At 63.7% G+C, this 24,749-nt stretch carries 26 protein-coding genes and 2 pseudogenes; 5 read left to right on the top strand and 23 right to left on the bottom strand.

Translation table 11 applies throughout. From position 1 onward, the window contains the following. Positions 1 to 69 precede the first annotated feature (69 nt). The 8 genes from ACNA0J_RS09095 to ACNA0J_RS09130 form a co-directional block, all read right to left on the bottom strand. On the bottom strand, positions 70 to 354 hold the full coding sequence (locus ACNA0J_RS09095) for a CopK family periplasmic copper-binding protein (protein WP_003090336.1): 285 nt from the start codon (positions 352 to 354) through the stop codon (positions 70 to 72). 128 nt (positions 355 to 482) lie between these two features. Next, positions 483 to 1,409, bottom strand: coding sequence for a copper homeostasis membrane protein CopD (copD, locus tag ACNA0J_RS09100; protein WP_016445094.1), 927 nt, complete (start codon positions 1,407 to 1,409; stop codon positions 483 to 485). Positions 1,410 to 1,413: 4 nt separating this feature from the next. Further along, positions 1,414 to 1,800, bottom strand: a complete 387-nt coding sequence (gene copC, locus ACNA0J_RS09105; RefSeq protein WP_008063308.1) for a copper homeostasis periplasmic binding protein CopC — start codon at positions 1,798 to 1,800, stop codon at positions 1,414 to 1,416. Positions 1,801 to 1,941: 141 nt separating this feature from the next. Continuing rightward, positions 1,942 to 4,380 (bottom strand): heavy metal translocating P-type ATPase, encoded by a 2,439-nt coding sequence (locus tag ACNA0J_RS09110; protein ID WP_425460460.1) that lies wholly within the window; start codon positions 4,378 to 4,380, stop codon positions 1,942 to 1,944. 155 nt (positions 4,381 to 4,535) lie between these two features. After that, positions 4,536 to 4,808 (bottom strand): DUF2933 domain-containing protein, encoded by a 273-nt coding sequence (locus tag ACNA0J_RS09115; protein WP_013391823.1) that lies wholly within the window; start codon positions 4,806 to 4,808, stop codon positions 4,536 to 4,538. A 33-nt stretch (positions 4,809 to 4,841) separates the two neighbouring features. Next, positions 4,842 to 5,327 carry a DUF411 domain-containing protein gene (locus ACNA0J_RS09120; protein ID WP_013391822.1) on the bottom strand — a complete coding sequence of 162 codons (486 nt, stop codon included), beginning with the start codon at positions 5,325 to 5,327 and terminating at the stop codon, positions 4,842 to 4,844. Positions 5,328 to 5,364: 37 nt separating this feature from the next. Continuing rightward, complete coding sequence (locus tag ACNA0J_RS09125) at positions 5,365 to 6,345, bottom strand: copper resistance protein B (protein WP_013391821.1); 981 nt, start codon at positions 6,343 to 6,345, stop codon at positions 5,365 to 5,367. A 25-nt stretch (positions 6,346 to 6,370) separates the two neighbouring features. After that, on the bottom strand, positions 6,371 to 8,275 hold the full coding sequence (locus tag ACNA0J_RS09130; RefSeq protein WP_013391820.1) for a copper resistance system multicopper oxidase: 1,905 nt from the start codon (positions 8,273 to 8,275) through the stop codon (positions 6,371 to 6,373). Between the two features lie 253 nt (positions 8,276 to 8,528). On the opposite strand from ACNA0J_RS09130, the gene ACNA0J_RS09135 reads away from it, so the two are divergent. Both ACNA0J_RS09135 and ACNA0J_RS09140 read left to right on the top strand, forming a co-directional pair. Beyond that, entirely contained in the window at positions 8,529 to 9,221 is a 693-nt protein-coding gene (locus ACNA0J_RS09135; protein ID WP_003097513.1) for a heavy metal response regulator transcription factor, read from the top strand. Continuing rightward, positions 9,205 to 10,629 carry a heavy metal sensor histidine kinase gene (locus ACNA0J_RS09140; RefSeq protein WP_425460455.1) on the top strand — a complete coding sequence of 475 codons (1,425 nt, stop codon included), beginning with the start codon at positions 9,205 to 9,207 and terminating at the stop codon, positions 10,627 to 10,629. Before ACNA0J_RS09135 ends, ACNA0J_RS09140 begins: the two co-directional genes overlap by 17 nt. On the opposite strand, the gene ACNA0J_RS09145 is transcribed toward ACNA0J_RS09140, so the two are convergent. The 3 genes from ACNA0J_RS09145 to mobH are packed head-to-tail and all read right to left on the bottom strand — an operon-like array spanning position 10,589 to position 12,978. After that, positions 10,589 to 10,846: a heavy-metal-associated domain-containing protein gene (locus ACNA0J_RS09145; protein ID WP_013391817.1), complete on the bottom strand. Its 258-nt coding sequence runs from the start codon at positions 10,844 to 10,846 to the stop codon at positions 10,589 to 10,591. The two genes, ACNA0J_RS09140 and ACNA0J_RS09145, sit on opposite strands and share 41 nt — an antisense overlap. Before the next feature lie 33 nt (positions 10,847 to 10,879). After that, positions 10,880 to 11,104, bottom strand: a complete 225-nt coding sequence (locus tag ACNA0J_RS09150) for a hypothetical protein (RefSeq protein WP_034012201.1) — start codon at positions 11,102 to 11,104, stop codon at positions 10,880 to 10,882. Next, on the bottom strand, positions 11,101 to 12,978 hold the full coding sequence (gene mobH, locus ACNA0J_RS09155) for a MobH family relaxase (RefSeq protein WP_016445100.1): 1,878 nt from the start codon (positions 12,976 to 12,978) through the stop codon (positions 11,101 to 11,103). The genes ACNA0J_RS09150 and mobH overlap by 4 nt, the downstream gene beginning before the upstream one ends. A gap of 299 nt (positions 12,979 to 13,277) precedes the next feature. On the opposite strand from mobH, the gene ACNA0J_RS09160 reads away from it, so the two are divergent. From ACNA0J_RS09160 to ACNA0J_RS09170, 3 genes are read left to right on the top strand one after another with little or no spacing between them, the layout of a single operon-like run. Continuing rightward, positions 13,278 to 13,595: a type II toxin-antitoxin system PrlF family antitoxin gene (locus tag ACNA0J_RS09160; protein ID WP_013391814.1), complete on the top strand. Its 318-nt coding sequence runs from the start codon at positions 13,278 to 13,280 to the stop codon at positions 13,593 to 13,595. Continuing rightward, positions 13,595 to 14,053, top strand: coding sequence for a type II toxin-antitoxin system YhaV family toxin (locus ACNA0J_RS09165; RefSeq protein WP_013391813.1), 459 nt, complete (start codon positions 13,595 to 13,597; stop codon positions 14,051 to 14,053). The genes ACNA0J_RS09160 and ACNA0J_RS09165 overlap by 1 nt, the downstream gene beginning before the upstream one ends. A 26-nt stretch (positions 14,054 to 14,079) precedes the next feature. Continuing rightward, complete coding sequence (locus ACNA0J_RS09170) at positions 14,080 to 14,457, top strand: DUF3742 family protein (protein ID WP_013391812.1); 378 nt, start codon at positions 14,080 to 14,082, stop codon at positions 14,455 to 14,457. A 15-nt stretch (positions 14,458 to 14,472) separates the two neighbouring features. On the opposite strand, the gene ACNA0J_RS09175 is transcribed toward ACNA0J_RS09170, so the two are convergent. The 12 genes and pseudogenes from ACNA0J_RS09175 to ACNA0J_RS09230 all read right to left on the bottom strand — a co-directional run. Then, positions 14,473 to 15,990, bottom strand: coding sequence for a conjugal transfer protein TraG N-terminal domain-containing protein (locus ACNA0J_RS09175; RefSeq protein ID WP_013391811.1), 1,518 nt, complete (start codon positions 15,988 to 15,990; stop codon positions 14,473 to 14,475). Positions 15,991 to 16,003: 13 nt separating this feature from the next. Further along, the coding region (locus ACNA0J_RS09180) for a hypothetical protein (RefSeq protein ID WP_415818624.1) at positions 16,004 to 16,318 on the bottom strand (315 nt) is incomplete at its 5' end. Positions 16,319 to 16,366: 48 nt separating this feature from the next. Then, positions 16,367 to 17,761 (bottom strand): integrating conjugative element protein, encoded by a 1,395-nt coding sequence (locus tag ACNA0J_RS09185; protein ID WP_013391809.1) that lies wholly within the window; start codon positions 17,759 to 17,761, stop codon positions 16,367 to 16,369. A gap of 9 nt (positions 17,762 to 17,770) precedes the next feature. Continuing rightward, positions 17,771 to 18,634, bottom strand: coding sequence for a TIGR03756 family integrating conjugative element protein (locus tag ACNA0J_RS09190; RefSeq protein WP_425439547.1), 864 nt, complete (start codon positions 18,632 to 18,634; stop codon positions 17,771 to 17,773). An 83-nt stretch (positions 18,635 to 18,717) separates the two neighbouring features. Then, on the bottom strand, positions 18,718 to 19,033 hold a 316-nt coding region (locus tag ACNA0J_RS09195; RefSeq protein ID WP_415818627.1), incomplete at its 5' end, for a TIGR03757 family integrating conjugative element protein. A gap of 30 nt (positions 19,034 to 19,063) precedes the next feature. Next, a pseudogene (locus tag ACNA0J_RS09200) lies at positions 19,064 to 19,164 on the bottom strand (TIGR03757 family integrating conjugative element protein); the annotation flags it as partial. 163 nt (positions 19,165 to 19,327) lie between these two features. Next, positions 19,328 to 19,822: a JAB domain-containing protein gene (locus tag ACNA0J_RS09205; protein ID WP_003116804.1), complete on the bottom strand. Its 495-nt coding sequence runs from the start codon at positions 19,820 to 19,822 to the stop codon at positions 19,328 to 19,330. Positions 19,823 to 19,997: 175 nt separating this feature from the next. Then, a partial coding sequence (locus ACNA0J_RS09210; protein ID WP_415818629.1) for a DsbA family protein occupies positions 19,998 to 20,321 on the bottom strand: 324 nt, incomplete at its 5' end. A gap of 27 nt (positions 20,322 to 20,348) precedes the next feature. Continuing rightward, positions 20,349 to 20,762: pseudogene (locus ACNA0J_RS09215) on the bottom strand (DsbA family protein); the annotation flags it as partial. A gap of 13 nt (positions 20,763 to 20,775) precedes the next feature. Continuing rightward, positions 20,776 to 23,670, bottom strand: coding sequence for a conjugative transfer ATPase (locus ACNA0J_RS09220; RefSeq protein WP_013391807.1), 2,895 nt, complete (start codon positions 23,668 to 23,670; stop codon positions 20,776 to 20,778). Next, the gene (locus ACNA0J_RS09225) at positions 23,670 to 24,119 is read right to left on the bottom strand and encodes a TIGR03751 family conjugal transfer lipoprotein (protein ID WP_003116807.1); all 450 of its coding nucleotides are present in this window, start codon (positions 24,117 to 24,119) and stop codon (positions 23,670 to 23,672) included. The genes ACNA0J_RS09220 and ACNA0J_RS09225 overlap by 1 nt, the downstream gene beginning before the upstream one ends. Continuing rightward, a partial coding sequence (locus ACNA0J_RS09230) for a TIGR03752 family integrating conjugative element protein (protein ID WP_415818632.1) occupies positions 24,100 to 24,748 on the bottom strand: 649 nt, incomplete at its 5' end. The genes ACNA0J_RS09225 and ACNA0J_RS09230, both read right to left, overlap by 20 nt. Position 24,749: the final 1 nt, after the last annotated feature.

Consider the following 24,749-nt stretch of genomic DNA (forward strand, 5'->3'; position numbering starts at 1 on the left):
NGCCCAATCGGGGCGCGCGTCTCTGTCACACTGTGCAGAAGCTTTGAAAAGCACCGCACACCCGCGGCGTCATCCGCCGTGCTCTTTTTGTAGCAGCGAGCCGAGGCGAGCGACTTCATTGCTGGTGATCGCGATGTTGCGCCCATCCTTCGTCGACACCGAAGCCCCGACATTGAGATAGACGGCGCGCCCGAAGCGGCTTTCCTGTGCCATCTTTCCGTCCTTGAAGATGTACAGCGTTCCCCCGTCAGCCAAGGGAACCATCTCCTTGGCTGCTTGGGCTGCTGCATGACCGGCGAAGGCTGGCACGGAGAGAGCGCTCAACAGGGCGGCAATGACAATTTGCGATTTCATGATCGACTCCTTTGTAAAAACGACGACAACTTGCGCCGCGTCGTTAAATGTAGAAGCAGGCGGTCTACAGAGGGCTTACCCGTGCATTACATTCAATTCATGCGCTGTCATCTGCCGCCCATGAAGGATTAGGTTCCAGTGGGAGACAAGATGCCAAGCCATGCAACGCTCGCCAGAACCAAAACGGCCAAGGTTGCCTCCGTGAACAGACTCTGCCTAAGCTTGATGACTGCCTGTGCGCGATTGCCTGCCTTCAAAGCTGCCTCCAGGCTCGGGCTCAACCGATACCGATTGGCAGCAGCCAACGCCAGCATGCCTGCGAAAAGCAGGAGCTTTACCATCAGCAGCCGGCCATACAGCGTCGAGATGAGCGGATCAAACGATGGTCCGGCGATCAACAGGTAATTGAGAGTTCCACTCACGACGAGTGCAGCCACGATCGCTGTACCTATGCGAGCAAAGCCATTCGACGTCCGACTGAGGACCGCTACCGGGTCTTGCGCGACATCCCGCTTGTGGGATGCCAGCATCAAGAACGCCAACAATGCGCCCACCCAAGCGCCCGCTGCCCAGAGGTGGGTGATATCCGACGCAAGATGGATGTAGCCGCGAACGCCGTCGTCCATGGCGCCGTGGCCTGCCCACGCAAGGGTCGCCAGCGCCACGCCGGTGGAGAGCGCCATCACTGCAAATCGCAAGGTAGCGTTCAATTTCAACATTGCGACGAGCACACACACCAACAGCGCGAGGATGCGAATGCACCAGGCGATGCCCATGTGCGTGCCCGTAATGAGCATGTCGAAAACGTGCGTTGACAGCTCCGCGTAGCTTTGGGCGCCGGACATGGCCTTGGCCATGACCGTCATGCCCCACATCGACAGGGCAATGCCGATGGCAGCGGATGCGCCAATGAGGACGCGATAGCGGCGCGAGATCGTCGAGGATCGCTCGTCGTTGCCCAAAGCATAGAGTCCGAACATGGCGACGCCAAACGCCGCCGCCAGGTCCAGATAAAGCGCCAGGCGCAGGACGATGGTCAACCAATCCCCGGCCATGGGCTTACTTCACCTTGAAGGTGACGTTACCCGTGATCGGATGCGTGTCCGAGGAGACGGCACGCCATTCGACGCGATAGTCGCCGGGCTGGAGCGCCTGTGCTGGCGTGATGACCATGGTCTTGCCGTCGCCGGCACCCGCGACGCTGGCGTTGATCTTCATCGGGCCATGGCTCGCCATTCCCGGCATGCCAGTCATGACAAGGCTCGCGGCGGAGAACTGCGGCACCAGCGTTTCGGAGAACTTCAGCTCGATGGTGGCTGGCGCGGAAACCTGCGACTTGTCGGCTGGCGTTGAAGACACCAGCGAAGGATGCGCGAATGCGGCGGTGGCGAACAGACCAGCAGCGATCGGCGCGACGAGCTTGGCGATGAAATGTGAACGGGTCATAGAGATTTCTACCTTGATGTGTGAGGAGTGGTTTAAGAACGAAGTGCCGAGATAAGGCTTGCACCTTCGCAACGGCGTGGAACGAAAGAAACGGTTCGCTGGGCGATAGCAGGCTCCTGTAGGTTCAGAAAGAAAATCCGGTCACAGTCGGCTCGCTCTCAGGCGCAAGGCGTTGCCAACGACCGACGCCGAACTCAGGCTCATCGCCAATGCTGCGATCAGCGGCGACAGCAGCCAGCCCGTGAGGGGATAGAGAACCCCGGCGGCGATGGGGATGCCCAGCGCGTTGTAGAGGAAGGCGAACATGAGGTTCTGCTTCATGTTGCGCACGGTACTCACCGAGAGCGTGCGAGCGACAGCGATGCCACGCAGGTCGCCCTTGACCAGCGTGACCTGGGCGCTGTTCATCGCCACGTCGGTCCCCGTTCCCATGGCGATGCCCACGTCTGCCTTCGCCAAGGCCGGCGCGTCGTTGATGCCGTCTCCGGCCATGGCGACGATGCGTCCTTCTTTCTGCAGCCGCTCGATCAACATGAGCTTGTCCGCCGGCTTGACCTCACCATGCACCTCGTCGATGCCTAGGCGTGCACCGACGGCTTTGGCGGTGGTCTGCCCGTCCCCGGTGGCCATGATGACCCGCAGGCCCGCAGCCTTCAACGCGGCCAGGGCCTCGGGGGTGCTGCCCTTGACCGGATCGGATACGGCGAGCAAGCCCGCGAGCTGCCCGTCCACAGCCAAGTACATGACGCTTGCCCCTTCGCCGCGCAGAGCTTCGGCCTGGGGTACGAGCGGTTCCACCGATACGCCAGACTGTTCCATCAGCACTGTGTTGCCCAACGCGAGTTGCCGGTGCTCAACCTTTCCGCGCACGCCGATGCCGGTTCCCGATTCAAAGCTCTGAGGCTTCACGAGTTGGAGGCCCTGGGCACGCGCGGCCTGCACGATGGCGTCGGCCAGGGGGTGTTCACTGCCCTGGTCCAGGCTGGCCGCAAGACGCAGCACCTCATCGTTCGTAAAGCCGGGTGCTGCGACGACCTGATCGAAAGCAGGTCGGCCTTCGGTCAGGGTTCCTGTCTTGTCGATGACGAGGGTATCGACCTTGCGAAGATTCTCGATCGCCGCGGCATCGCGGAATAGCACGCCCTGCGTGGCGCCACGGCCCGTTGCGACCATGATCGACATCGGCGTGGCCAGACCCAGCGCGCACGGGCAGGCGATGATCAGAACGGCCACCGCATTGATGAGTCCATAGACCCAGGTGGGCTGCGGCCCGAAGAATCCCCATACAAAGAGCGTCGTGACCGCAATGGCAACGACGGCCATCACGAAGTAGCCGGCAACGACATCGGCCATGCGTTGCATCGGCGCCTTGGAACGCTGCGCCTGGGCGACCATCTGGACGATCTGCGACAGAACGGTGTCCGAGCCGATCCGCTCCGAACGCATGACCAGCGCGCCGCTGGTGTTGAGTGTGGCCCCGATGACCTTGTCGCCCGCGCGCTTGCTTACGGGCAGCGGTTCGCCGGTCAGCATGGATTCGTCAATCGAGCTGCTGCCCTCGTGCACGATGCCATCCACCGGCACCTTCTCGCCGGGTCGGATGCGCAGCAGATCGCCGACGTGCACATGGCTGAGCGGCACGTCTTCCTCGCTGCCGTCCGCATTGATGCGCCGCGCGGTCTTGGGCGCCAGCCCCAGCAGCGACTTGATGGCCGCCGAAGTCTGGGAGCGCGCCTTGAGTTCCAGCACCTGGCCGAGCAGTGTCAGCGAGATGATGACGGCGGCGGCCTCGAAATACACGCCGACCCGTCCCATGGACATGAAGGAAGCTGGAAACACTTCCGGCGCAACGGTTGCCACGACGCTGTAGATGAATGCCGCACCCGTTCCCAGGCCGATCAGTGTCCACATGTTCGGGCTGCGGTTGACCACGGACAGCCAGCCGCGGGAGAAGAAGGGCCAGCCGGCCCACAGCACGATCGGCAACGACAGCACCAACTCGACCCAGCTCTGTGTAGCCATGTCCATCAGGTGTAGCCGCTCGCCCAGCATCGCCAGCGCCAGGACCACGAGCGTCAACGGCAAGGTCCACCAGAAGCGACGCGAGAAGTCACGCAACTCCGGGTTGTCGTCGTCGAGGTCGGGCAGCAGAGGCTCCAGCGTCATCCCGCACTTGGGGCAGATTCCCGGATGATCCTGGCGGATCTCCGGGTGCATCGGGCAGGTGTAGATTGTTCCGGGTGCGGTTGGCGATGCCGCCGGGGCCGGTGAAATCGCGGTGCTGGCATGGTGATGCGGTGCATGGCCGCTGCCTGTGCCTATGCCCGCGCCACCGCTGGCATATCGCGCCGGATCGGCGTCGAATTTGGCCTTGCATCCGGTGCTGCAAAACAGGTACGTGTTCCCCAAGTGCGTGGAGCGGTGCTCCGACGCCGCCGTGACCGCCATCCCACACACCGGATCTCGTGTCGAGGCATCGGGCTGCGAGTGGCTTGAGGGCCCGCCCGCATCGTCACTTCCAGCATGGCTGGCGTGATGGTGGTGGGTATGCGTGCCGGACGTTGTGGCACCCGCCGCCATGCCTGCGTGCTCATGTCCTGAAGACTTGCTGGGTGAATTCATAGTGACAAGTGCCCTCCGCCGTTAACCGTTGGTGTCTGGTGATCGCAGCAGGCCGCACGCGCGCAAGGAGACAAGCGCGGCGTCGCGTGCTCGCACGGTGCGAGTGCCTCGACTCATTGCTTCTGCTCCTTGGAGGCTGCGGCACCTTCCTCACCCTGACGCGCGGCATGATCGTGTCCGCCGTGGCCGTGGCCACGGTGCATGAACAGGTGCATCAGCGGACAAGCCGCCAGCAGCAGGAAGGGGAGATAGCCGGCAACATGTGCCGTGTGCTCCTTGAGCAGGAAATACGCGGCGACAGCGGCGATGATGAGGAACGCCACGCCGTAGCGCGATCGCCAGAACCGGGGACGATCGCTGGGGGTATGTGTGTGCTGATGCTGCATGGCATATCTCCACGGAGAAGGGTTGATGGATGGTCAGCGATGCGACTGATAGACCGTGCTGCTACCGTTTTTCCCGATCAGCAGCACGTCGTAGGCGTCCTTGCGTCCACCATAGGCCGGACCATCCATGCCGGGCGAACCGACCGGCATGCCGGGCGCCGCAAGGCCGATGGCCTGCGGGGCTTCGCGCAGCAAGCGTTGAATGTCCGAGGCAGGCACATGACCCTCGATGGCATAGCTGCCGATCTGCGCCGTGTGGCACGAACCGTACTTCTGCGGGATGCCCAGCCGCGTGCGCGCTGCCGTGTTCCCGGTGTCGAGAACCTGCACATCGAAGCCTGCGCCTTGCAGGTGTGAGACCCAGTCCTTGCAGCATCCGCAGCTCGGGTCCTTCCAGACCTTGGCAATCGGTCGGCTCTGCGCCAGGCTCGGTCCTGCGAGTGCCATCACCAACAAGCCAGCGATCAATGCCTGGCGTCTCGGCACTTTGCCCTGGCTTCTGTCGTAGTGCATGTTCATAGATTGCCTCTCATCAGATGATCAAACCCGCTAGGTTCTAGAACCAGAATCGCACGCCAGCCACCCAGCGCGTCTGCTGCGCGCGGCCGCCTTCGGCACGCACATAGTCCGCGGTGCGTCCGAAGCTGCCCGCCCGTTCCACGCCGATATAGGGGGCGAACTGGCGACTGAATTCATAGCGCAGGCGCAAGCCAGCAGACGCTTCGGCCAAGCCCTTGCCGATACCGCGTTCCGGGTCGTCCTTGCCATAGAACTGCAACTCGGCGCGAGGCTCCAGAATCAGTCGCTGGGTCAGCAGCAGCTCGTAGCTGCCTTCGACACGCAGCGCCGTACGTCCGCCACTTCCCACGTAGCCCGTCGCCTCCAGCTCGAACCAGTAGGGGGCGAGGCCCTGGATGCCGAAAGCCAACCATTGACGGCTCGGGCCTTCGCCGTTATCCACCCGAATGCCGAGCTGGGTGTCCCAGTACGGTGCGACGGCGTGCCCCCAGAGAAGCTCGGTACGCGATTCTTCGAGCTTTCCTTTGGCGATATCGCCTTCGGCCTTCACGACGGCCTTGTTGTAGGTCGTCCCATACCACGCCTGGAGGTCGTAGGCCGTGGAATCGTCCCCTTTGCGCGTGAAGCGGCGTTCCAGGGTTTCGCCGCGCAACGAGAAGAACCTGTGTTCGTCGGCCAGCATCAGCCGCGGCACACCGGGTACGGCGTAGTCGCCCGATCCCAATGTCAGGCCATTGGAGTAGCCATGCGGATCGCGGGCGTCAGGAGGCGCCGACCCGCCCTGCATCTGCATGTTGCCGTGATCCATGGCCGGGGCCGCGGTCGAGCCGCTCGCCGACGCCGCGTGACCCGCGTGCGGGTCGGCGGCAGGAGCCACGGTCTGAGTGGATGGCGCGGCCGTTTGAGAGTCGGCCTGGCCGTGCGCAGCATGGTCGTTCTGTGCTTGTGCCTGTGCGGCGACGCTTACCAGGGCCAGTAGCGTCGTGGCCAGTGCGCGAGTGGGGAGTGCTTTGGACATTCTTGGTCTTCCTTGTGCGCTGGGTTCAAGACACCACGACTTCGCGGAACATGCCGGCATCCATGTGGAACATCAGGTGGCAGTGCCACGCCCAGCGGCCGAGCGCGTCGGCTGTCACCAGGAAGCTGATGCGTTGTGCCGGCTGCACCGGCAGGGTGTGGCGGCGCGCAAGGAAGCGACCGTCGGGGCTTTCCAGCTCGCTCCACATGCCGTGCAGGTGCATGGGATGGGTCATCATGGTGTCGTTGTGCAGAATGACCCGCAGCCGCTCGCCGTGTTTGAAGTGCACCGGCGTGGACTTTCCGAACTCCAGCCCGTCCAGGGACCATGCGTAGCGTTCCATGTTGCCCGTGAGGTGCAATTCGACCTCCCGGCCAGGGCCTCTCTTGTCCAGCGGCCCCGACGGGGTATGCAGATCCGCGAGGGTCAACACGCGCCGACCGTTGTTGCGCAGTCCAATGCCGGGGTCATCGAGGTTGGTGCGCGCCATGTCAACGCGCATGTCCGTGCTGGCACCATACTCGGTGCGAGCGTGGCGGGCAGTAGTGCTGGGCACGGCCAGTCCCCCCGCAGCCGCGGCGTGTTGGCTGTGATCCATCGCCATGCCACCGTGGTTCATGCCAGCCATCGCCCCATGATCCATCCCGGACATCGAACCCGAGCCCATCCCGGTCATCCCGGTCATCCCGGTCATGCCCGTCATGCCCGTCATGCCCGTCATCCCGGTCATCTCCATGGCCTGGCCGGACCCGCCATGGTCCATGCCCCCCATCATGCCGCCCATCATGTCGTTCATGGTCAGCCATTCGACCGGATCGAGGGCAGGCACGGGAGCTTGAAGACCTTCACGCACGGCCAGCGTGGCACGCGCGTAGCCTGTCCGGTCCATCGCCTGGGCGAAGATCGTGTAAGCGTCATCCCGTGGCTGGACGATCACATCGACGGTTTCGCCCGGACCGAATCGGAACTCATCGACCGTCACCGGCTCCACGTCAACACCATCGACGTGCACCACCGTGAGTTTCAGTCCGGGAATGCGTACGTCGTAGAAGGTGTTGCCCGCACCGTTGACCATGCGCAGCCGCACGCGCTCCCCCGGTCGGAACAACGCCGTCCAATTGCCGGCGGGGGTGACGCCGTTGGCCAGATAGGTCAGCGTGGCGGCGGACAGATCGGCGAGATCCGTCGGATTCATCCGCATCTCGTTCCACATCTTGCGCTTGTCGATCGCAGCGGCCATGCCGTCGCGCGAGGCGTCCCGGAAGAAGTCGAAGACGGTAGGTTGGTTGTAGTTGTAGTAGTCGCTTTGGGACTTGAGCTTGGTGAACACCCGCATCGGGTCTTCGTCGGTCCAATCCGAGAACAGCAGCACGTGGTCACGGTCGGCGCGGATGGTCTCGGCGCCAGCGGGGTCGATGATGATCGCCCCGTACATGCCCGTGAGTTCCTGGAAGCCGGAGTGCGAGTGGTACCAGTAGGAGCCGCTTTGCTGAACCTTGAAGCGGTACGTGAAGGTCTCGCCGGGAGCGATGCCTTTGAAGCTAATGCCCGGCACGCCATCCATCTGATACGGCAGGATGATCCCGTGCCAGTGGATGGATGTGGCTTCACGCAGCTTGTTGGTCACACGGATTGTGACGGTGTCACCCTCGCGCCAACGCAATGTCGGTGCCGGCAGCGAGCCGTTGATGGTCGTAGCCACGCCTGGCTTGCCCGTGAAGTTCACGGGCGATTCGGCGATCACCAAGTCGAACTCGGTGCCTTTTAGCACAGGGGCGGCACCGCGCGTCGCGGAGCCTTGCTGGGCAAATGCCTTGAACGCCGGCGTGGACAGCCCAGCGAGAACGCCGCCGGCGGCTAACCCTTGGACGAAACGCCGACGAGAAAGGCCCTGTGGGGGCACGATAAAAAAGGGTGAACGAGGCGGCATGGCCTGAAATCCTCCATAGATGACTCGGAAGTCGTTCTAAACGCCACCCCATCCTGAGCGGCACAGTTCGACGCAATGCAGGTCATGCTATGGGTTGGGCACTTTCCACCGAATGACCCTTGAATTACATTCATGTAATGTTCGTGTCATGTTCGTGGAAGCTGGCAACCAGTAAATTGCTGATTGAAGTGGATGAATGCGTACATCGTGAGCGGCTATTTTTCTGCGCCGCAGCGATTTCATGGGACATGCGATGAAACTGCTGGTCGTTGAAGACGAGAACAAGACGGCGGATTACGTCCGCCAAGGTCTCATGGAGGCGGGATTCGTAGTGGATCTGGCGCGCAACGGATTGGACGGACACCACCTGGCCATGGGCGAGACATACGATCTGGTGGTCTTGGATGTCATGCTGCCGGATGTCGATGGCTGGCGCATCGTGCGTGCCCTTCGAGATGCCGGTAAACAGGTCCCTGTACTCTTTCTGACGGCGCGTGGCGGTGTGGACGACCGTGTCAAGGGATTGGAACTGGGAGCGGACGACTACCTCGTCAAGCCATTCGCCTTCTCTGAGTTGCTGGCGCGGGTGCGGACGCTGCTGCGACGCGGAAGCGCTCCGAGCCAGCCTGATCGCATCCAGGTTGCCGATTTGGTACTGGACTTGGCGCGCCGACGTGCAACGCGCGCTGGCCAACGCATCAATCTCACCAGCAAGGAGTTCGCGTTGCTTGAGCTCCTGGCCCGTCGCCAGGGGGAAGTCCTTCCACGTTCTCTGATCGCGTCGCAGGTATGGGACATGAATTTCGACAGCGACAGCAACGTCATCGATGTAGCCATCCGCCGCCTACGCGCGAAGATAGACGATGCGTTCAATCCGAAGCTCATCCACACCGTGCGTGGAATGGGATACACGCTCGATGCGCCCGATGATGCCCCTGCGCCATAAGCCGCGGCAAAGCCGTCCAGCGTCGCTTGCATTGAGGGTCACGGCCCTGGTTGGTATCGCCACGACCTTGGTGTTTCTTGTGTTCAACTGGGTCATTCTCCGGTCGTTGGAGCACCACTTTGCTCAACAGGATGCCCACGAACTGGAGGCAGTGACAGCCGCTTTGGCTCAGCCCTTGCACCAGCTTGCAAGTGACATCGCAAGCGACGAACTGAAGCAACACTTGGCCAACGCAGTCGCAGGACATCATGGGATGACGTACGGCGTCTACGATGGGTCTGGCAATAGCATCTATGCCACGCCCGGTCCTGACCTGTCGAAACTTGACAGTAACAAAAAGTTGGTGAACCGCATCACCGCTGACGATTTGATCGTGTGGCACGAGGATCAGAGGTCATATCGAGGTGTGGTGGTACAACTGCCTGCTGACGATTCAGCGGCGTCCGGCTACCGCATCGTCGCCGCCATGGACATCGGCTTTCATCTCGACTTCCTGGCGGAGTTCAAGCGCATGCTTTGGTGGGCAACCGGCTTGGTCATGTGTCTGGCGCTCGGTGTGGCTTGGCTGGCGGTGCAGTGGGGCCATCTGCCGATTCGCAAGGTCAATGAAGAGATTCGGGCGATTCGCTCTTCAAAGCTGGATGTGAGGTTGGATCCTCGGGATGTGCCGATCGAACTGGCGGAACTGGTATTTGCCTTCAACGATATGTTGGCGAGAATCGAGGAAGGCTTCACCCGGCTATCACACTTTTCCGCAGACATAGCGCACGAGTTGCGCACGCCCGTCACCAACCTGGTCACGCAGACTCACGTAGCGCTTGGCCAGCCGCGCAGCAACGAGGAATACAGAGAAATCCTCTATTCAAATTTGGAAGAGTTTGATCGGATGGGACGCATGATTGGAGACATGCTGTTTCTTGCCCAAACGGAAAATGATCCCCGCAACTTGCGCTTGTCTACAATTGATCTGTCCGAATTGGTGCGGAGTCTGTTCGACTATTTCGAGGCGCTGGCAGAAGATAGCGGCATTACGCTTGGCGTTAAAGGGGCGATCGGCAGCATAGCGGCGGATCGGGAAATGCTCACCCGGGCGCTGAACAATCTTCTCTCGAACGCAATTCGACACACTCCTCGCGGGAAGAGCATCACGGTCTTGCTCTCGCAGGATGAGCAGTGGACAACGATCAGTGTGGTCAATCCCGGTGAGAAAATTCCTGAGCCCGATCTACCAAAGCTCTTCAATCGATTCTACCGAGTTGATCCGGCACGGCAACGAAATACGGCGGGCGCCGGTCTTGGCCTTGCCATCGTGAAATCGATTGCGGAGGCGCATGGTGGTTCTGTTGCCGTGACCTCCAGCGAGCTTGTCACAAGATTTGACTTGGCACTGCCCCATCTGCGGCAGTAGTCCGGGTGAGCTTCGGTGCCGGATAGCCGCATTCGGAGATGCAATGGCGCAGATCCTTGACCCTGAGGCATCGCTCGTCGAGATGAATCGTTGCGCTTCCCGCAACATAGTTGGCATCCGCATTATGGACGCCGTGAAGATACAGCAGCTTGCGGCGCACTCCCTCACCGCTCAGGCTCGATACAAGCCCTCCGACTTCAACGTTGATCGACTTCATGAATGCTCTTTCCTGTTAGCTGTATTTGTGGTGTCAAGGAGCGAATCGGCCCGAGTCCAGACAGTCCTGCGAGAACTCGAAGACAATCTCCCGGTCGGGAGCGATGACCTTATGCTTCTTGCCGGCGTAGTGCAGCCCAGAGACGGGAGAGGCGCTGCCTTGTTCCATCATCGCTGCGCTCATCGGGCCTTTGGCTCTGTCTGAATAAAGGTGCGCTTTGGCGGCAATAGACTGCCCCGGCGAAATTGAGGAGGTCATGTTGACGCCCCTTGCTTTCCTGAAGTCTGTTCGCAGTGTCTGGTCTCACCCAACAGGGATAGATAGGGATTGCTCGGAGGCGTTTCCGAGAAAAGCAGGCTCGGATCTTCCAGAAGGTATCCATGCAGACGGCGGGATTTTCTAGGCCCGGTTACTTCACAGGTCCAGATGTTCAGGCCGTTCGGTTGCTTGCGATGCAGCTGCAGCCTCTCGAAGCGCTTTTGTATCCACTGCCAGTCTTGCTGGCTCTCCTGCTTGGCCAGCGCGCTGACTTGCGGATGCTCCTGCGCATAGCGCTGGAATACGCCGGGGCTGACCAGGTAGGCGGTGCCGCTCGCGGTATGCACGAGCGCTTTCGCGTCGTTGATGATGAGCCGGCGGGAAGCGATGCCTTGTTTCAGCCACGCCATGAAGTGCTCTCCGGATGGCGCTGTCGTGGGCTTGGGCGCTGGGGACGAACGCTGAGGTGCGGTCAAGGTCGTCGCTTCAGTACGCGCGGCAGACACCGGCTCCGAAGGTGCTTCAGCGTCCTGCCGGGTTGCGGGTGAATTCACCATGCCCACCATCGAAAGCATGTCTTCCATGGCGTCGGGCAGCGGTTCACCTTTCGCTGGACGAGAGGGGTTACCTCCCTCCCATGGCGGAACCTCTTGGCCCTCCGAGGCTGACTGCGCTCCGGCCGGCGGAGTAGTGGCTGACACATCGGGCCCTTTGTCCGTGGCCGCCGCGTCGATCGCCACTGTGCCGGCGAACAGCGCCGGCCTCTCGCTTGGCTCCCAGATCAGCGCGGGCCCGAGGCGCAACAGCGTGAACGAGTGACACCAGCCGGTGGAACTGGTCACGGTCGCGCGCCAGATCGCCTTGCCGTCGGGCGTCGGCTGCAACATGCCGTGATCCTGGAGGACGTTGAACACCGCGGTGTTGTTCGCAGGAATGCCGTCAACGCCTTGGGACAGCAGGTGCGCACGCAGTTTGTCCGATACCGTCTTGCTCACCAGCCACAGCGCGTCCTCGGTGAGCCAGCCATCGGAGGCTTCCGGCTGGTTCAGCTTCAACTGTTCCTTGAGCAGGTAGCGCAGCCCGTCGAGCAGCTTGCGTTGCAGCGCGTGCTTGGGAGCGGCCATGGCGCGCGCCGGATCGCCGCCCAGTTCCTGGGCCACGGAAGCGCGGTCGGCCTGCACGACCAGTTCGCCCAGCACACCGGCGTGCTCGTACTGGCCGGCCAGGACGTAGAGCAGCGGTCCCCACAGGTCGGGATAGCCACTGAGCCAGTCCAGGAGTTGGGTGTCCAACAGTTGGCGGTAGAGCAAGCCCGTCGCCGCGCTGTGCAGGTGGTATTCGCGATCGTCGCGGTAGCGGAAGCGGTACGGCTGGTGCAGCGGACCGTACCACGGGTGCCACAGCGAGCCATCGGCCAGTTCGACGTGCAGATCGACGGCGATCTTGCCGATGTCGTGCAACAACGCGGCATAGGCGACTGCAGCAGTCCAGGCCTCAGCCTGCGCAGCCTGGTCCTCGGGGCTTGCGCCGATGGGAAGCAGATGGGACTGCCGCAGCTTCAGACTGTAGGCGACGATTTCCAGGCCATGGTCCAGCATGCCGCCGGGGTAAGCGTGATGATGCGCCTCGGAAGCCGGGAAAGCCTGGACCAGCTCGGCGTAGCGTTCCAGTGGCGCCCGGTACAAGGTGGCGAACTGCTTACGTGAGAGCGACGTGCGCTGCCAGATGTGCTCCAGCAGCTTCTGCCGGCGCGGGGTGGCCAGCAGCGATGCGGCCGACTCGGGCCGCATCAACCCTTTCGGGAGGTCGGTGACCGATGGTGGCGTCGGAGCAGCAGCAACCGCGGGCCGTTTTCGCTGGAACAGAGAGAGCATGCGGGTGTCCTGTCGCGGGCCGAGCGGGGAGGCCTTTTTGCCTTTTCGGGATAGAGCCTTTCCCCTTGCACCCCATTCCCTTGCCATTTCGACCCTTTACAGCCTTTGGGTATAGGGCGACGGGTGCTGACCGTCCACCGCCAATGCGGGTTGCAGCAGGGCCGGATTGATGCAGGAAGGCTGGCTGTTCACGCCCTACGATGGGCCGATTCTTGGACTCGGAGAACGCCGTGAGGCTTCACGTTGACAAAGTAAGGAAATTTCCTTACCATGCGGGTATCGCAATCAGGAGAGCCGCCATGCCTGCCATCCACGAAGTTGCCACGCTGACCTCCAAAGGCCAGATCACGCTGCCCAAGCCCATCCGGCAGGCGCTCGGCGTCGATGCCGGTGGCAAGCTCGCGTTCGATCTGCGGGGCAGCGAAGTCGTCGTCACCCGCGTCGATGCCGAGCATGAGGACCCCGCCATCGGCGCATTCCTGAGCCTGCTGGCCCGCGACATCGAAGCTGGCCGGAACGTCCAGGGCCTGCCCGAGGATCTGGCCCGCGCCATGCTGGAGCATGCTGGCCACGGTCTGGACCTGGACGAGGAGATCGACGGGAAAGTGGAACTCTGATGCAACGGCATGGCTGGACGCTGCTCTTCCACGACTGCGTGATCGAGCAGTTGCAGAAACTGCATGCGACCGCGAGGCGCGCGCAGGAGAACGACCCGACGGGCTTCGAGTCCAATGCCAACGTCAAGCTCTTCCGGGCCTTGAGCCAGTTGATCTTGGATGTGGTGCCAGGCGATCCGGCACGCGACGAGTACCGCCAGGGCAACACCTTGGGACCTGCCCACCGCCACTGGCGAAGGGCCAAGATCGGACGGCGGTTCCGGCTGTTCTTCCGGTATGACTCGAAGGCGAAGGTCATCGTGTACGCCTGGGTCAACGATGAACAGACCCTGCGGTCTTCGGGTAGCAAATCGGACCCGTATGTCGTGTTCGAGAAGATGCTCGGGCGCGGGAACCCACCAGACGACTGGCATGCGCTGATACAGGCAAGCAAGCAGGATTGGAGCAAACTGGAATAGGCATCGCTCAATAGCAGGAGACGACCATGAACACCACGACACGCATCCGTACCGCAGAACGACTCGGCCGCACCTTGGGTCGCGGATGGCGTGCCTACGTGCGCGGCGAACGCCGGGCATCGAGCTGGTTGGTGTCAAAGGGGGGGGCGGCGGCCGGTGCCACCGCGCTCGTGTGGGTGGTCAAGCTGGTTGCGCTCGGGGTGCTGCTGTACACCACCTTCTGGCTGGCGGTGTTGCTACTGCTGGGCGTTGCGGCGGTATGGATGGCTGGCAATTCGGCTAGAGATGAAGACCGCTGGACGCAACAGGATGAATTGCGCAATGGCGAGGCGGGCTTTGGCCTGTATTCTTCCAATGGCCAGCGGCTCGACCCTCACGACCCGAACGATCCGTTCGATGACTGAGGTTTGGCCTGTTTGTCACAGAACCTTGCCGGCTACCTTGTTTACACCTGACCCGGCGCTATCACGCGCTTCCTTGGAGCCGACAGCAAGGTTCTGAGCAATCACCCCAGCCTTAACTCCGACCCACCCCAAAGCAGCGACCCAAAACGTCGGCAGGACCAGAAACATCGTGCCTGTGACGAACATCAGGAGCATGTCGCCGAAGGCGTTGTTCAGCCCCACCAGCGGGTCGAAGTTGGTGTGCGGCCGGTTCCAGCCGAACCCCCAGCCATAAAGTGCGTCCAGGATCGTCGAATCGATCCAGCGCGCAAGCTGAAACCAGAAATCCGTGAAGAACAGCGCGAACTGCACGACGCTGACCGTGACGACCGTCTTCAAGTCATAGGTGCCCACGACCAGCACGAGCGGGATGCAGATTACCAATGCCATCTTGAGCAAGGCGAGCACCATCGGCAGCGCCTGCCGCACGACGTCCATCGCGGGAAACGAGGCAATCGCGCCAACTGCCATTCCAACGTCTCCCGTAGCCCGCGTCACGATGTTTGGCAAGGTCTTGTCGATCTGGCCGCCGTAGTCGGTATAGACGCTGCCTTGGTTCAGCTTCTGCTGCCGCGGTGACGCGATCGCGCGGATCACCGAATTGTCCACCTCGGCCCGGCTCAGGAAGCCAGCCCAGCCCGCCAGGCGATTGAGCAGGCTCGGGTCCACCTGTCCCAGCAGCCGTGCCCGCAGGCCATTGCTGCCATCAGCCCACCATTGCCTGCAGGTCGGGTAGCCACCGCCACTGGATACCTGGGCCAGCCCAGCGTCGCGGTTGCTGTCATAGGGCCAGTCATCGCGCGGCGTGCTGGAGCGATACGTGTCGTAGTACCCGTTCGTGTCGGTGAAGAACCGCGATCCGATCCAGGTCACGTCGTGCATCTGCTGCTCATCAAGTTGAGGGCGCTGCATGAACAATTTGGCCCGTGCAGGCCCATAGCAATCCCGAGAGAAATCCGCTACTTCCTGAGCCAGCACCGGATCATCGATGCGCGTGGCGTCGATCTCCATGCGCATCTGCCGCAGGTCCGTGCCGCACGGGATTGCCGCCACCGAAGCGCCCGTGACGGCGCGCGAGAGCGCGTGCATGAACGCCCACCACACCGGCACCTTCGCCGACTGGTTGTTGATGGTGCTGAAGGACTGCGACCAGCCGGTATCCGCGGGCTGCGCCACGCTGACCTGGCACTGGGCCGAGCGCGAGCTGTCGTACTGGATGGTGTTTAGGTCCACGTCGATGAACGGAATGCCGGCGAACATCACCACCACGATGGCGACGAAGACCCGGTTCTCGATGCGGGCGGCGCTCAGCACGCCTTTATTGCCCTCGTCGGCGCCTTCAGCACGAGCTTTCAACCACTCCTGCACGACGATGGCGACGAAAGGCAGCGCGAATACCCCGCTGGATACGAGGGCCGCCCAGATGCCGTTGTTGACGATCCAGGAAACGAGTGTGAGGTAGTACTCCAGGTAGTCGGTCGTGAAAAGCGTCATGGCCTCGATCCCCTCAAGCGGCCTGCATCAACAAGCTGGCTTCCAGCACGACGATGGCGACGACGCCCGCGATCTCGCTGCGCATCAGGCGGCGCCGTGCCTGCCCATCTGCCCCGTCCTGGTCTTCGCGCGCCAGCAGCCGGCGGCGCATCCAGAGCCACCCGTAAACCGTGGCCCCGTACAGACACAGCCGCCACACGAAGAAGTAGCCCGATGCGGCCGCGAGCCACCGCTCCCATCCGGCCACGCTGCCGACCAGGTAGATGCCGGCGATGTTGGCACCCACCGCAGCGGCGACGAGCACCACCGCCCACAGCAGCGCCGTCGCNNCGGCTGAAGAGCCAGCGCAAGGGGCGCCAGGCCATGCGCTCCGCGTTCATGGCCTGGCTCCGGGATTGCCCTTCTGCAACTGGTCAAGGCGGTCGGGTACCGGATCGCCCTCGTAGATGCCGCGCGAGCCGGCCGCCCGCGTGCCGTGGCGCTGGATGATGGCCATCGGCGAGTTGTTCGCCAGTTCGCGCCGCAGCTCCAATTCCGTCTTCAGGTTGCGGATCTCCCGGTCGAGCGTGTCGCTCTCATGGTTCACGGCCTGCACCGCAAGTTCGTTGGCTGCGACGTTGGGCTCCTTCTTGCCCGTGAGCAGCGTGCGTTGGAGCAGGAGCGCCTTCTCCAGCACCGATGACAGCGCCACTTCGGACGCGAGGCGCCGCGCCAGCAGGTCCTGGTCCGGCTCGTCGCGCAGCGCCTCGATCACGCCGCGGGTGATCGGCAGCGACGTGCTGCCGGCCTCGCGCAAGTTCTCGAAGGTGGTATTACGCGTGCCGGAAACCAGCTCCTGCAAGACCTCCAGCTTGGCTTCGTACTCCTCCTGGATCAGCGGCGTCAGCCCGACGCCGGGCACCGTCTCGGTCTTAGTGCAGGAGTCGCACGTGCGCTGCACCTGCTCTCCGAGGGCGCGCGTGGCCCATTCGGTCGCCTGCTGCGGCGACGTCCAGGTCTGGCAGGACAGGCTCGCGCAACTGGTGGACGCGATGGAGGAGGTGTCCGTCACGCCGCGACCGTTGACCAGGTTGTAGCCCGCGCGGGTGACGTCGCCGACCACCCGGATGGCGGACTGGCCCGCGCCACCGGCATTGCTGCCGCCCACCCAGGGCACGCCGTCGTTGCCGCGGCGCGTCTCGGCCTGCTCGACGGCCGATACGGCATCGTTGCTGCCAACCGCGTCACGCAGGGCCATGCCTTCGGCCATCTGGCTCCAGCCAAGCTGGCCACCCGCCGTCTCGGCCATCTTCTCCGCCATGGCGCGGCACGTCAGCTTGGAGCGGTCGAAGTCCAGCCGCGCCTGCAGCACGCCGTTAGTCAGCAGGTTGTACAGGCCCGGATCGGCGCGCTGAATGATCAGCGCCGGCAGCGATGCAACCGCGCTGGTCGCGCTCTGGATCACGTTGCTCATGATCTGCTGAAAGCCGTTCGTGATGCCGTTAAGCTGATTGCGCAGCGTGGTCTGGATGCTCATGTCGCCGCAGATCAGGTTGCTGTTCCACCCCACGCCGACCCCGATGGAACGCATGCCGGCCGCGCGGCCCATGGACACCGCACTGCCACCGCCGATCGAGTACATGACGTCATCGCCGAGGACGGGGCCGCTGTTCTGGTATCCGACCTGCGCCCACGCCATGCCGCAGACCAGAGCGAGCGTGCCGGCCAGCGCCGTCGGGCGCAGCAGGCGGCACGCCTTGGCGGAAAGGTTCATCGGTTCAGGACGCTTCATCGTGGCACCTCAGAGGAAATCGACGCTGCCCAGGAACACCTGACCGCGGCGTTCGCAGCACGCATAGGGACGCCACAGCGCCCAGGCGTAGTCGCCTTGCTGGGCCTGGGTCAGCGTGCCGCTGTGCGGGAACACCACGCAGGTGTTGGACAGGCGCGGCGTCAGCTCCTGCCACTTGCCCGTAGAGGCATCACCCTCCATCAGCTCGCCGGCCGGCCAGTAGCCGTCGCGGGCGTTGGCAAGCAGCGGCTGGTACACGTGGATCTGCCCGCGGCGCGTGACGACATCGCCCGCGCGCTGGGCCACCACAGCCCCGGATTTTTGGTCGTCGGTCTGGTGCAGGAAGCCGCCGCGCGGATAGACGTTGCCCCAGAGATTCATCGTGGTGCGCGCACCGACCTCGCGCATGCCCGGAATCAACGCCTCCGGGTAGGCCATTTCAGGCACGTTGTAGCGCCAAGCCAGCGTGTCCAGCGTGCTGAGTAGATACGGCATGAAGGCCGTGCCCGCGCCTTGGCAGAAATAGCCCGACGACGATGCGAACTGGTTGAATACCTCGCCGCCAGGATGGCCGATGACATCGCTGTTCTTGAATTTGGCGAGGTTGTTTTCGTGGTCTTCGTTCGTGGTCCCATCCCCACCTGCCTGTGCGGATGGGTTGGGCGTGCTCATCGCCTGCACTTCGACCCAGGGGTTCTCCCCGGTGTTGCTGTAGCTGGAGACGACCGCATCGGGCACGTAGTGCCGGACCTTGGTGGACGTGCGCACCGTGCAGCCCGTCCAGGTGCAGTAGAGCCAGTAGCAGATGCCCACCACCCGGTATTCCAGGCAGTCCGGCGACATGACGGAGGACACGATGGTGGCGGTGTTCAGGGCGTAGCTGCCGGTGGCGCTGACCAACAGCAGCGAGGCCACGGCGACGCGCAGGCGGCGCAGCAAGTCGAATGGGCGATGGGTCACGGCTGCGTCCTCCGGTACTGCTCGATGCGGGACACCGCCCGGGCCACGTCCGGCTCGCCATAGACCACATAGCGTTGATCTACCACGACGGCCGGGATGGCGGCGACGCCCAGGCTCCATGCATCGGCGACGCCCTGGTAGGCGGTGCCGATGCGGCGCTGAAGATCGGTGCCGCCTTGGTTCAGTCGTTGCCGGACGATGGCTGCTGCCCGCTCGGGGTCGGCCGGCAGATCCGCGGAAAGCTCGGCCTCGATCCGGGGCGCTTCGTCCAACTCGATCAGCCGCTCGCCGCCGGCGGTCTTGACCGGGTGGNGGCTGTCGGTGACGACCANNACGTCGGCNGCGAAGGTGGCCGGGCTGAACACGGCCAGAGATGCCGGCAGCGCCACGGCCAGGCCAAGGGTTCGCCAGCCTGGTGCGAACCGGGTAAAAGCTGCTGGCATGTCATGCGCCCCGGAAGTTGATCAGGGCCATAGTCAAACGCCGAACCCCACGCGGCCCCAACAAACAATGCGCATCGCGGCCACCCCGCATACCTGCTTGCGTCGCTGCGAAGAAAAAGCGGAGGCCGAAGCCTCCGCGCTGATCAACGAAGCAGTGCAACCTTTACAGCAGGCCGGACTCCGCAAAGGAGAACGGGGCACCCTGGCCGACGATGATGTGGTCCAGTACCCGCACATCGATGAGCGCCAGCGCGACCTGCAGTTGCTGGGTCAGCATGCGATCCGCGCTCGACGGTTCGGAGATGCCCGAGGGGTGCTGGTGGCTGAAGACCACCGCGGCGGCATTCAACTCCAGCACACGCTGCGCGACGACACGCGGATAGACCGATGTCGAGTTGATCGTGCCCCTGAACAACGGCTCGTAGGCCAGCACCTGGTGCATGCTGTCCAGGAACACAGCGGCGAATATCTCATTGGGCTCAGCGACCAGTTTCAGACGCAGGTAGTCCCGCACAGCGGCCGGTCGGCTGAGGCACGGTCCAGCTTTGAAGATCCGTCTCTCCAGCAGCACGATGGCTTGCTGGATGATCCAGTCCTCGTGTTGGGTAGCGATGGCGGAAAGCGACTCCAGGTAGGAGTCATTGACGACGAAAGACATGGCGAACCTCCAGACGGTGAGATCGGAGGGCGCGCGCCCTGGGAGGGCAAGCCCTCCTGGGGAACGAACAAGGTGCATCCATCACCGCGGTAGCGGTGATCGTTCGCGGCCAGGACGCGAGGCGAACGGGTTGCGGTCAGCGCAGCGGACTGCGCCGTAGCCTTGAAGACCGGGGCTACCTGGGCATGTCGCCGACGACGTCGGCAGGCATTTCCGATGTGGGTGTGGTGGCGGGATCGCCGGCGGCGAGCATGTCCATGGCTGACAGCAAGGCATCGCCCTCGATCGGACCCTGCAGCAGGATCGCCTTGCCGCTTTCGCGATCGTGCAGCCGCAGCGACGGCGTGGCGGTCACGCCGCTGTTCGTGGCTTCCGCAGTTTGGGTACGAATCGCCGCGTCGGGCCGCTCGCTCGCGATGCACTGCTCGATGGCTGGCGTCAGGTCGGGGTAGCGCAGGTCCTCGGGCAAGCCCTGGCCGTCGCTGCGCGTGTGGGCATANACCCATTCGACNGCNTGCCAGAANGNGGCATGCCCGCCGGCTTCGCCGGCGCATTCCGCCAGACGCGCTTCGGCAGAAGCGGCCGGTTCATGTGCGGCCAACGGCAGGTGGTGCCATTGCAAGGCCACGTCGGCATTGCCGGCCACCCAACGTTTGAGCACAGGGAAATAGGACCGGCAGAACGGGCATTCGAGGTCCGCGTACAGCGTCAGTGTGAAACGACCTTCCGGATTGCCCATCTGCCACGGAGGCCCTGCCACCTGTGTCTCGCTGACTGGCGCCGAAGTCTGAGGTGTGGACCCGCCTGGCGAACGGGACACGAGCCAGATCAGCAGCAGCGCAACCAGCACTGCAGCCAACGCCCACGGCCAGCGGGTCCCCCAGCGCCGACGGCGGAACGCCTGCACCTGCATCGGGATGGAAGGATGTTTGTGTTCCATGGCGTTCTCCGGCTTACGACAGTTCCAAGGCGGGCGACTCGATGCCGCGTGCCTGGTCGATCTTCTCGGCCACCTTGAAGGCGGCTTCCAGCTCGGTGCAGCCGTATTGCTGCATGAGCTGGTAGCGCTCGGCCTTCTCCTCGGGTTCGGTCTGCGCAAGCGCGAGGTAAAGGCTCGGCGGCACCGCGCGGAACAACACTTCCATCGACTTCGACAGGATCACGCCCTCGGTGAATTTCCCCCCCTCCTTGCGCGCAGAAAGCATCAGCGCTTTCTGCGCTGGTGAGAGTTCACGGAAGCGTGCAATCTTCTCGACCTCATCGGGCGGCATCGACAGGCAGATCCACCACTCAATCATGTTGAGCATGGGCTCTGCGGCACGCGGCAGGTCGTCGATGTTCTGGGTCGCCAGCCAGAACCAGGCGCCCAATTTGCGCCACATCTTGGTAATTTTCACGACGTAGGGCGCGAGCAACGGGTTCTTCGTGATGATGTGGCCTTCGTCGGTCACATTGATGATCGGACGACCCAGGTACTGGTCGCGCTCGGCGATGTTGTTCACCGTGCTGATCAGGCTGATGTAGGCGATGGAGAGCTGCGCGTTGTAGCCCTCGCGGGCATAGGTCGCCAGATCCACCAGCGTGATGTCGGCCTCGGGCCACGGCGTGCCATCGCGGTCGAACATCTCGCCATCGGTGCCTTGGCAGAACATGTCCATCGCGTCCGCCATCTCCAGCAGCCGCATGCGCCGCATCTCGGGAAGCGTCGAGTCCTGACCGCGGGCGCGCAGCGCGTTGCGCACGTCGCGAGTGAGCACCGTGCGCTTCTCAGCCACGCAGTGTTCGGCGGCGTCGAGGATGCACTGGCGGATCAGCGAACGGTCGGCCCGCGTCATCCGGGCTTCCTCCTTGTCCTCGCCGCCGGTGATCATCAGCCGTGCCGTGATCTCCAACTCGCCCAACACGTCACGCTGTTCGTCTGCCTCCATGACCGAGGCATCCGGTGGCAGGTCTTCGTCCAACGCATCGGCATCGAGCGTCTGCACGTCGCTGGGTGTTTCGATCAGCCGGCGGGCATCCGCGAACGGTGCCAGGCTGATGCCCGATCCGGGGGCCAGCTTGACCCGGTTCACCGTCAGGCCCAGGCGCCTGGCGAAGTCGCTGAACAGCCCGAAGCTGTTGCCGGCTTCCACGATGAAGAGGCGCGGCCGGTAGATGGCCGTGACCTGGTTCAGCAGGTTGTTGAGCGTGGCGCTCTTGCCCGAGCCGGTGGGGCCGAACAGGAATAGATGGGCATTCATCTGCCTGTCTAAGCGGTTCAGCGGATCAAACGTGATCGGCCCGCCACCGCGGTTGAAGAACGTGTTGCCCGGATGGCCCGTACCCTGGCTGCGACCCCACGCCGGCGAGAGATTCGCCACATGCTGGGCGAACATCAGTTGGGTGAACCAGTTTCGCCGATCCTGCGCGGGGTTGTAGCAGCACGGTAGCCAGCGCAGATAGCTGTTGAGCGGCGCGACTTCATCGTCCTCGCGAACGGGCTGCAACCCCGCGTTGAGCATCACGTTGGCGAGGTCCAGACCGCGCCGGTCAAGCTCGGCTTCGTCGCGTCCGCGCAGATAGAAGGCCAGCGTGCCGCGGTAGAGTTTGTGCGCGCTGCCGATGAGCGAGCGCGCCTCCTGCACGTCCTTGAGCGTCTGCTCCGATGCCAGTGTTTCGCCGACTGCCTTCTTCGCCAGGTGGTTCAGGTGCGATTCGAGAATGTCCTGGGGCGTCGCCACCATGGTCAGACACATCGTCGTGTCCTCGGGCATCTGATCGAACAGCGTGTTGATCGCATCGCCCTTGCGGGTTTCGCCAGTCAGGTGTCCCGTTCCGGGCGGCATGCGCAGCCGGTCAGTGACCAACACACGGTGCGGTATGCCGTCGAAGTGCCAGGTGCCATGCTCCACGTCCGAGCGTGGCTGGCTGAAGAAAAGCCGCTGGCTAAAATCCCGCCCGCTCGCCAGTTCGATCTCGCCAGCCTCGGTGTCGGCGGGGTAGCGCGCGAACGCATAGAAGCGCTCCCGGTCCTCGACCCCAGGCCCGAGCAGCGTCGGACGCGGGTTGAACCAGCGCAGCAGCCAGTCATGGACGTCTGCCGCACCCAGGCGGCGAGCCTGGATGCCGGCGTTCGCCAGCCCGCCGCACAGGCGGTCGCAGACGATGTTCAGCATCTGCTCGGGTGTCTGGCCCCGGCGGTTTGCCTGGCCCTGTCCTTGTCCGGTCACGCGGCGATAGACGACCATGCGCACACGCCTCGTCTGGCCGCGCCAGCGCAAGCGTGTGACCACCGTGTCCTGGAACAAGCCACCGGGCTTGGCCACCGCGCGCAGATGGTGGGCAAAGAACCGCAGGTAGAACTCCGTGAACACCGTGCCACGGGCGCGCGGCTGCACGTAGTCGCGCAACGTCTGCATGTACTGGTCGAAGCTCGGTTCGTCCTGGGCGTAGAGCTGCAACACCCAGGGGTTCTCGTCCAGTTCATCGAAGCTGTCCTGGAGCGCGTTTTCTAAGGCGTCGCGGGCGTGCGCGAGCCAGCCGGGTTCCCGGCCCTCGGTCCCCAGCGGCACCAGCTCGAAGAAGGCGGCCACCGATTGGCCGTCCTCCAGGAGCATCGATTTCGACTCGGGCAAGAACTCCACCCAGGGCAGCAGTTCCACGAAGGACGGTGCGACGTCGTACAGCGCCTGCTCGTCGGCCTCCGTCGCCGGCTTGCGGCCCCGGACTGCCGAGCCGGGTTCGGGGATGCCGACCTGCCGCAAGGCCTCGACGTGGCGCTGCCAGCCGTCCGGCTGCTCATCATCACCAGCGCCGGATGCGGCCAGCTTCGGCGCGGCCGGCTTAGGCCAGGGAAGTTTCCACCGCATCAGTAGGCCTCCACGCGCTCGCCTGGCATGGCGTACTGGATGCGCTGGTTGAGCGGGAAGACCGTCGTGTAGCCCGGCACCGGCACGGGGTCCGTGCCCGCCAGGTGCGGATACACGTACATGACGAGATCGGGATTGGGCAGACGCTGGAACTGGCGGTGGACCTCATTGCGCGCGGTGCGCGTGTAGCGCATCTGCTCGACGGGTGCGACCTGCACGTCGGCGTCGGTCAGGGGCCGACGCAGGCTCTGGCGCGCATCGAGCAGCTGGCGGCCGGCGTTCCGTCCGGCTGCGCCACCGCCGTCGCCGGCCTCCTGCTGCCAGATGTCCATCATCGTGCGGTCACCGTGGGTCAGCAGCTTTTCCTTGCTGGTGGCGCAGCCGCCAAGCACCGCGACGGCGAGGGCCAGTGCCAGGCCACGGGCCAGGTTAGTCAAGTTCGAGTGCATGGCTTTCTCCTGCGCGGTGATCGACCTTGCGGCCTTCGGGATCGAAGTCGATGGCGAGCGGCTTTTCGAGGTGGACGGCAACCTTGGCGCCGGGCTGGACATAGACGGCGGCGAACGCCTGGCCGTACAACTTGTTGACCCAGGCCGACATGTCCCGCACGCCGCCCGCCAGAATCTGGCCGACCGCTTCCTGGCCGGTGATGCCCACGGTGCCGATGGAGCCGTCCGAGCCGACATAGGACATGCGGCCGCTGTCGCTCTCGATGAGTGAGGCCACACCGGCGCCGGCCGCGGTGATCAGGGCCTGCGAGCCGAGGTATTGCTGGGCGTTGCTGCGCCGCTCGCCGCTGACGCAAGGAATGCCGTGGGGATCGCTGATCCAGCCCAAGCCATCGCGCTGTTGGTTGTTCTGCTGGTTGCCCTCGCGGTCTTCGGGGATCGTGCGAATCGTGCCGTCGTGGAAGACGAACGTGATGCTGCGCACCTGGCCGCGCACGCACGAGAGCGTCCAGTCGCCCGAAGCGGTGCCGCTGAACACGGCGCCGGCCACGTCGGGAATGTCGATGCCATTGGCGGTCAGGTTGTCCGGCCCGACCAGAACTTTGAACGGATAGGGATCGTTGACCGTGN

Source organism: Bordetella tumbae (genome assembly GCF_965139195.1).
In the GTDB taxonomy this organism is placed as follows: domain Bacteria; phylum Pseudomonadota; class Gammaproteobacteria; order Burkholderiales; family Burkholderiaceae_B; genus Bordetella_A; species Bordetella_A tumbae.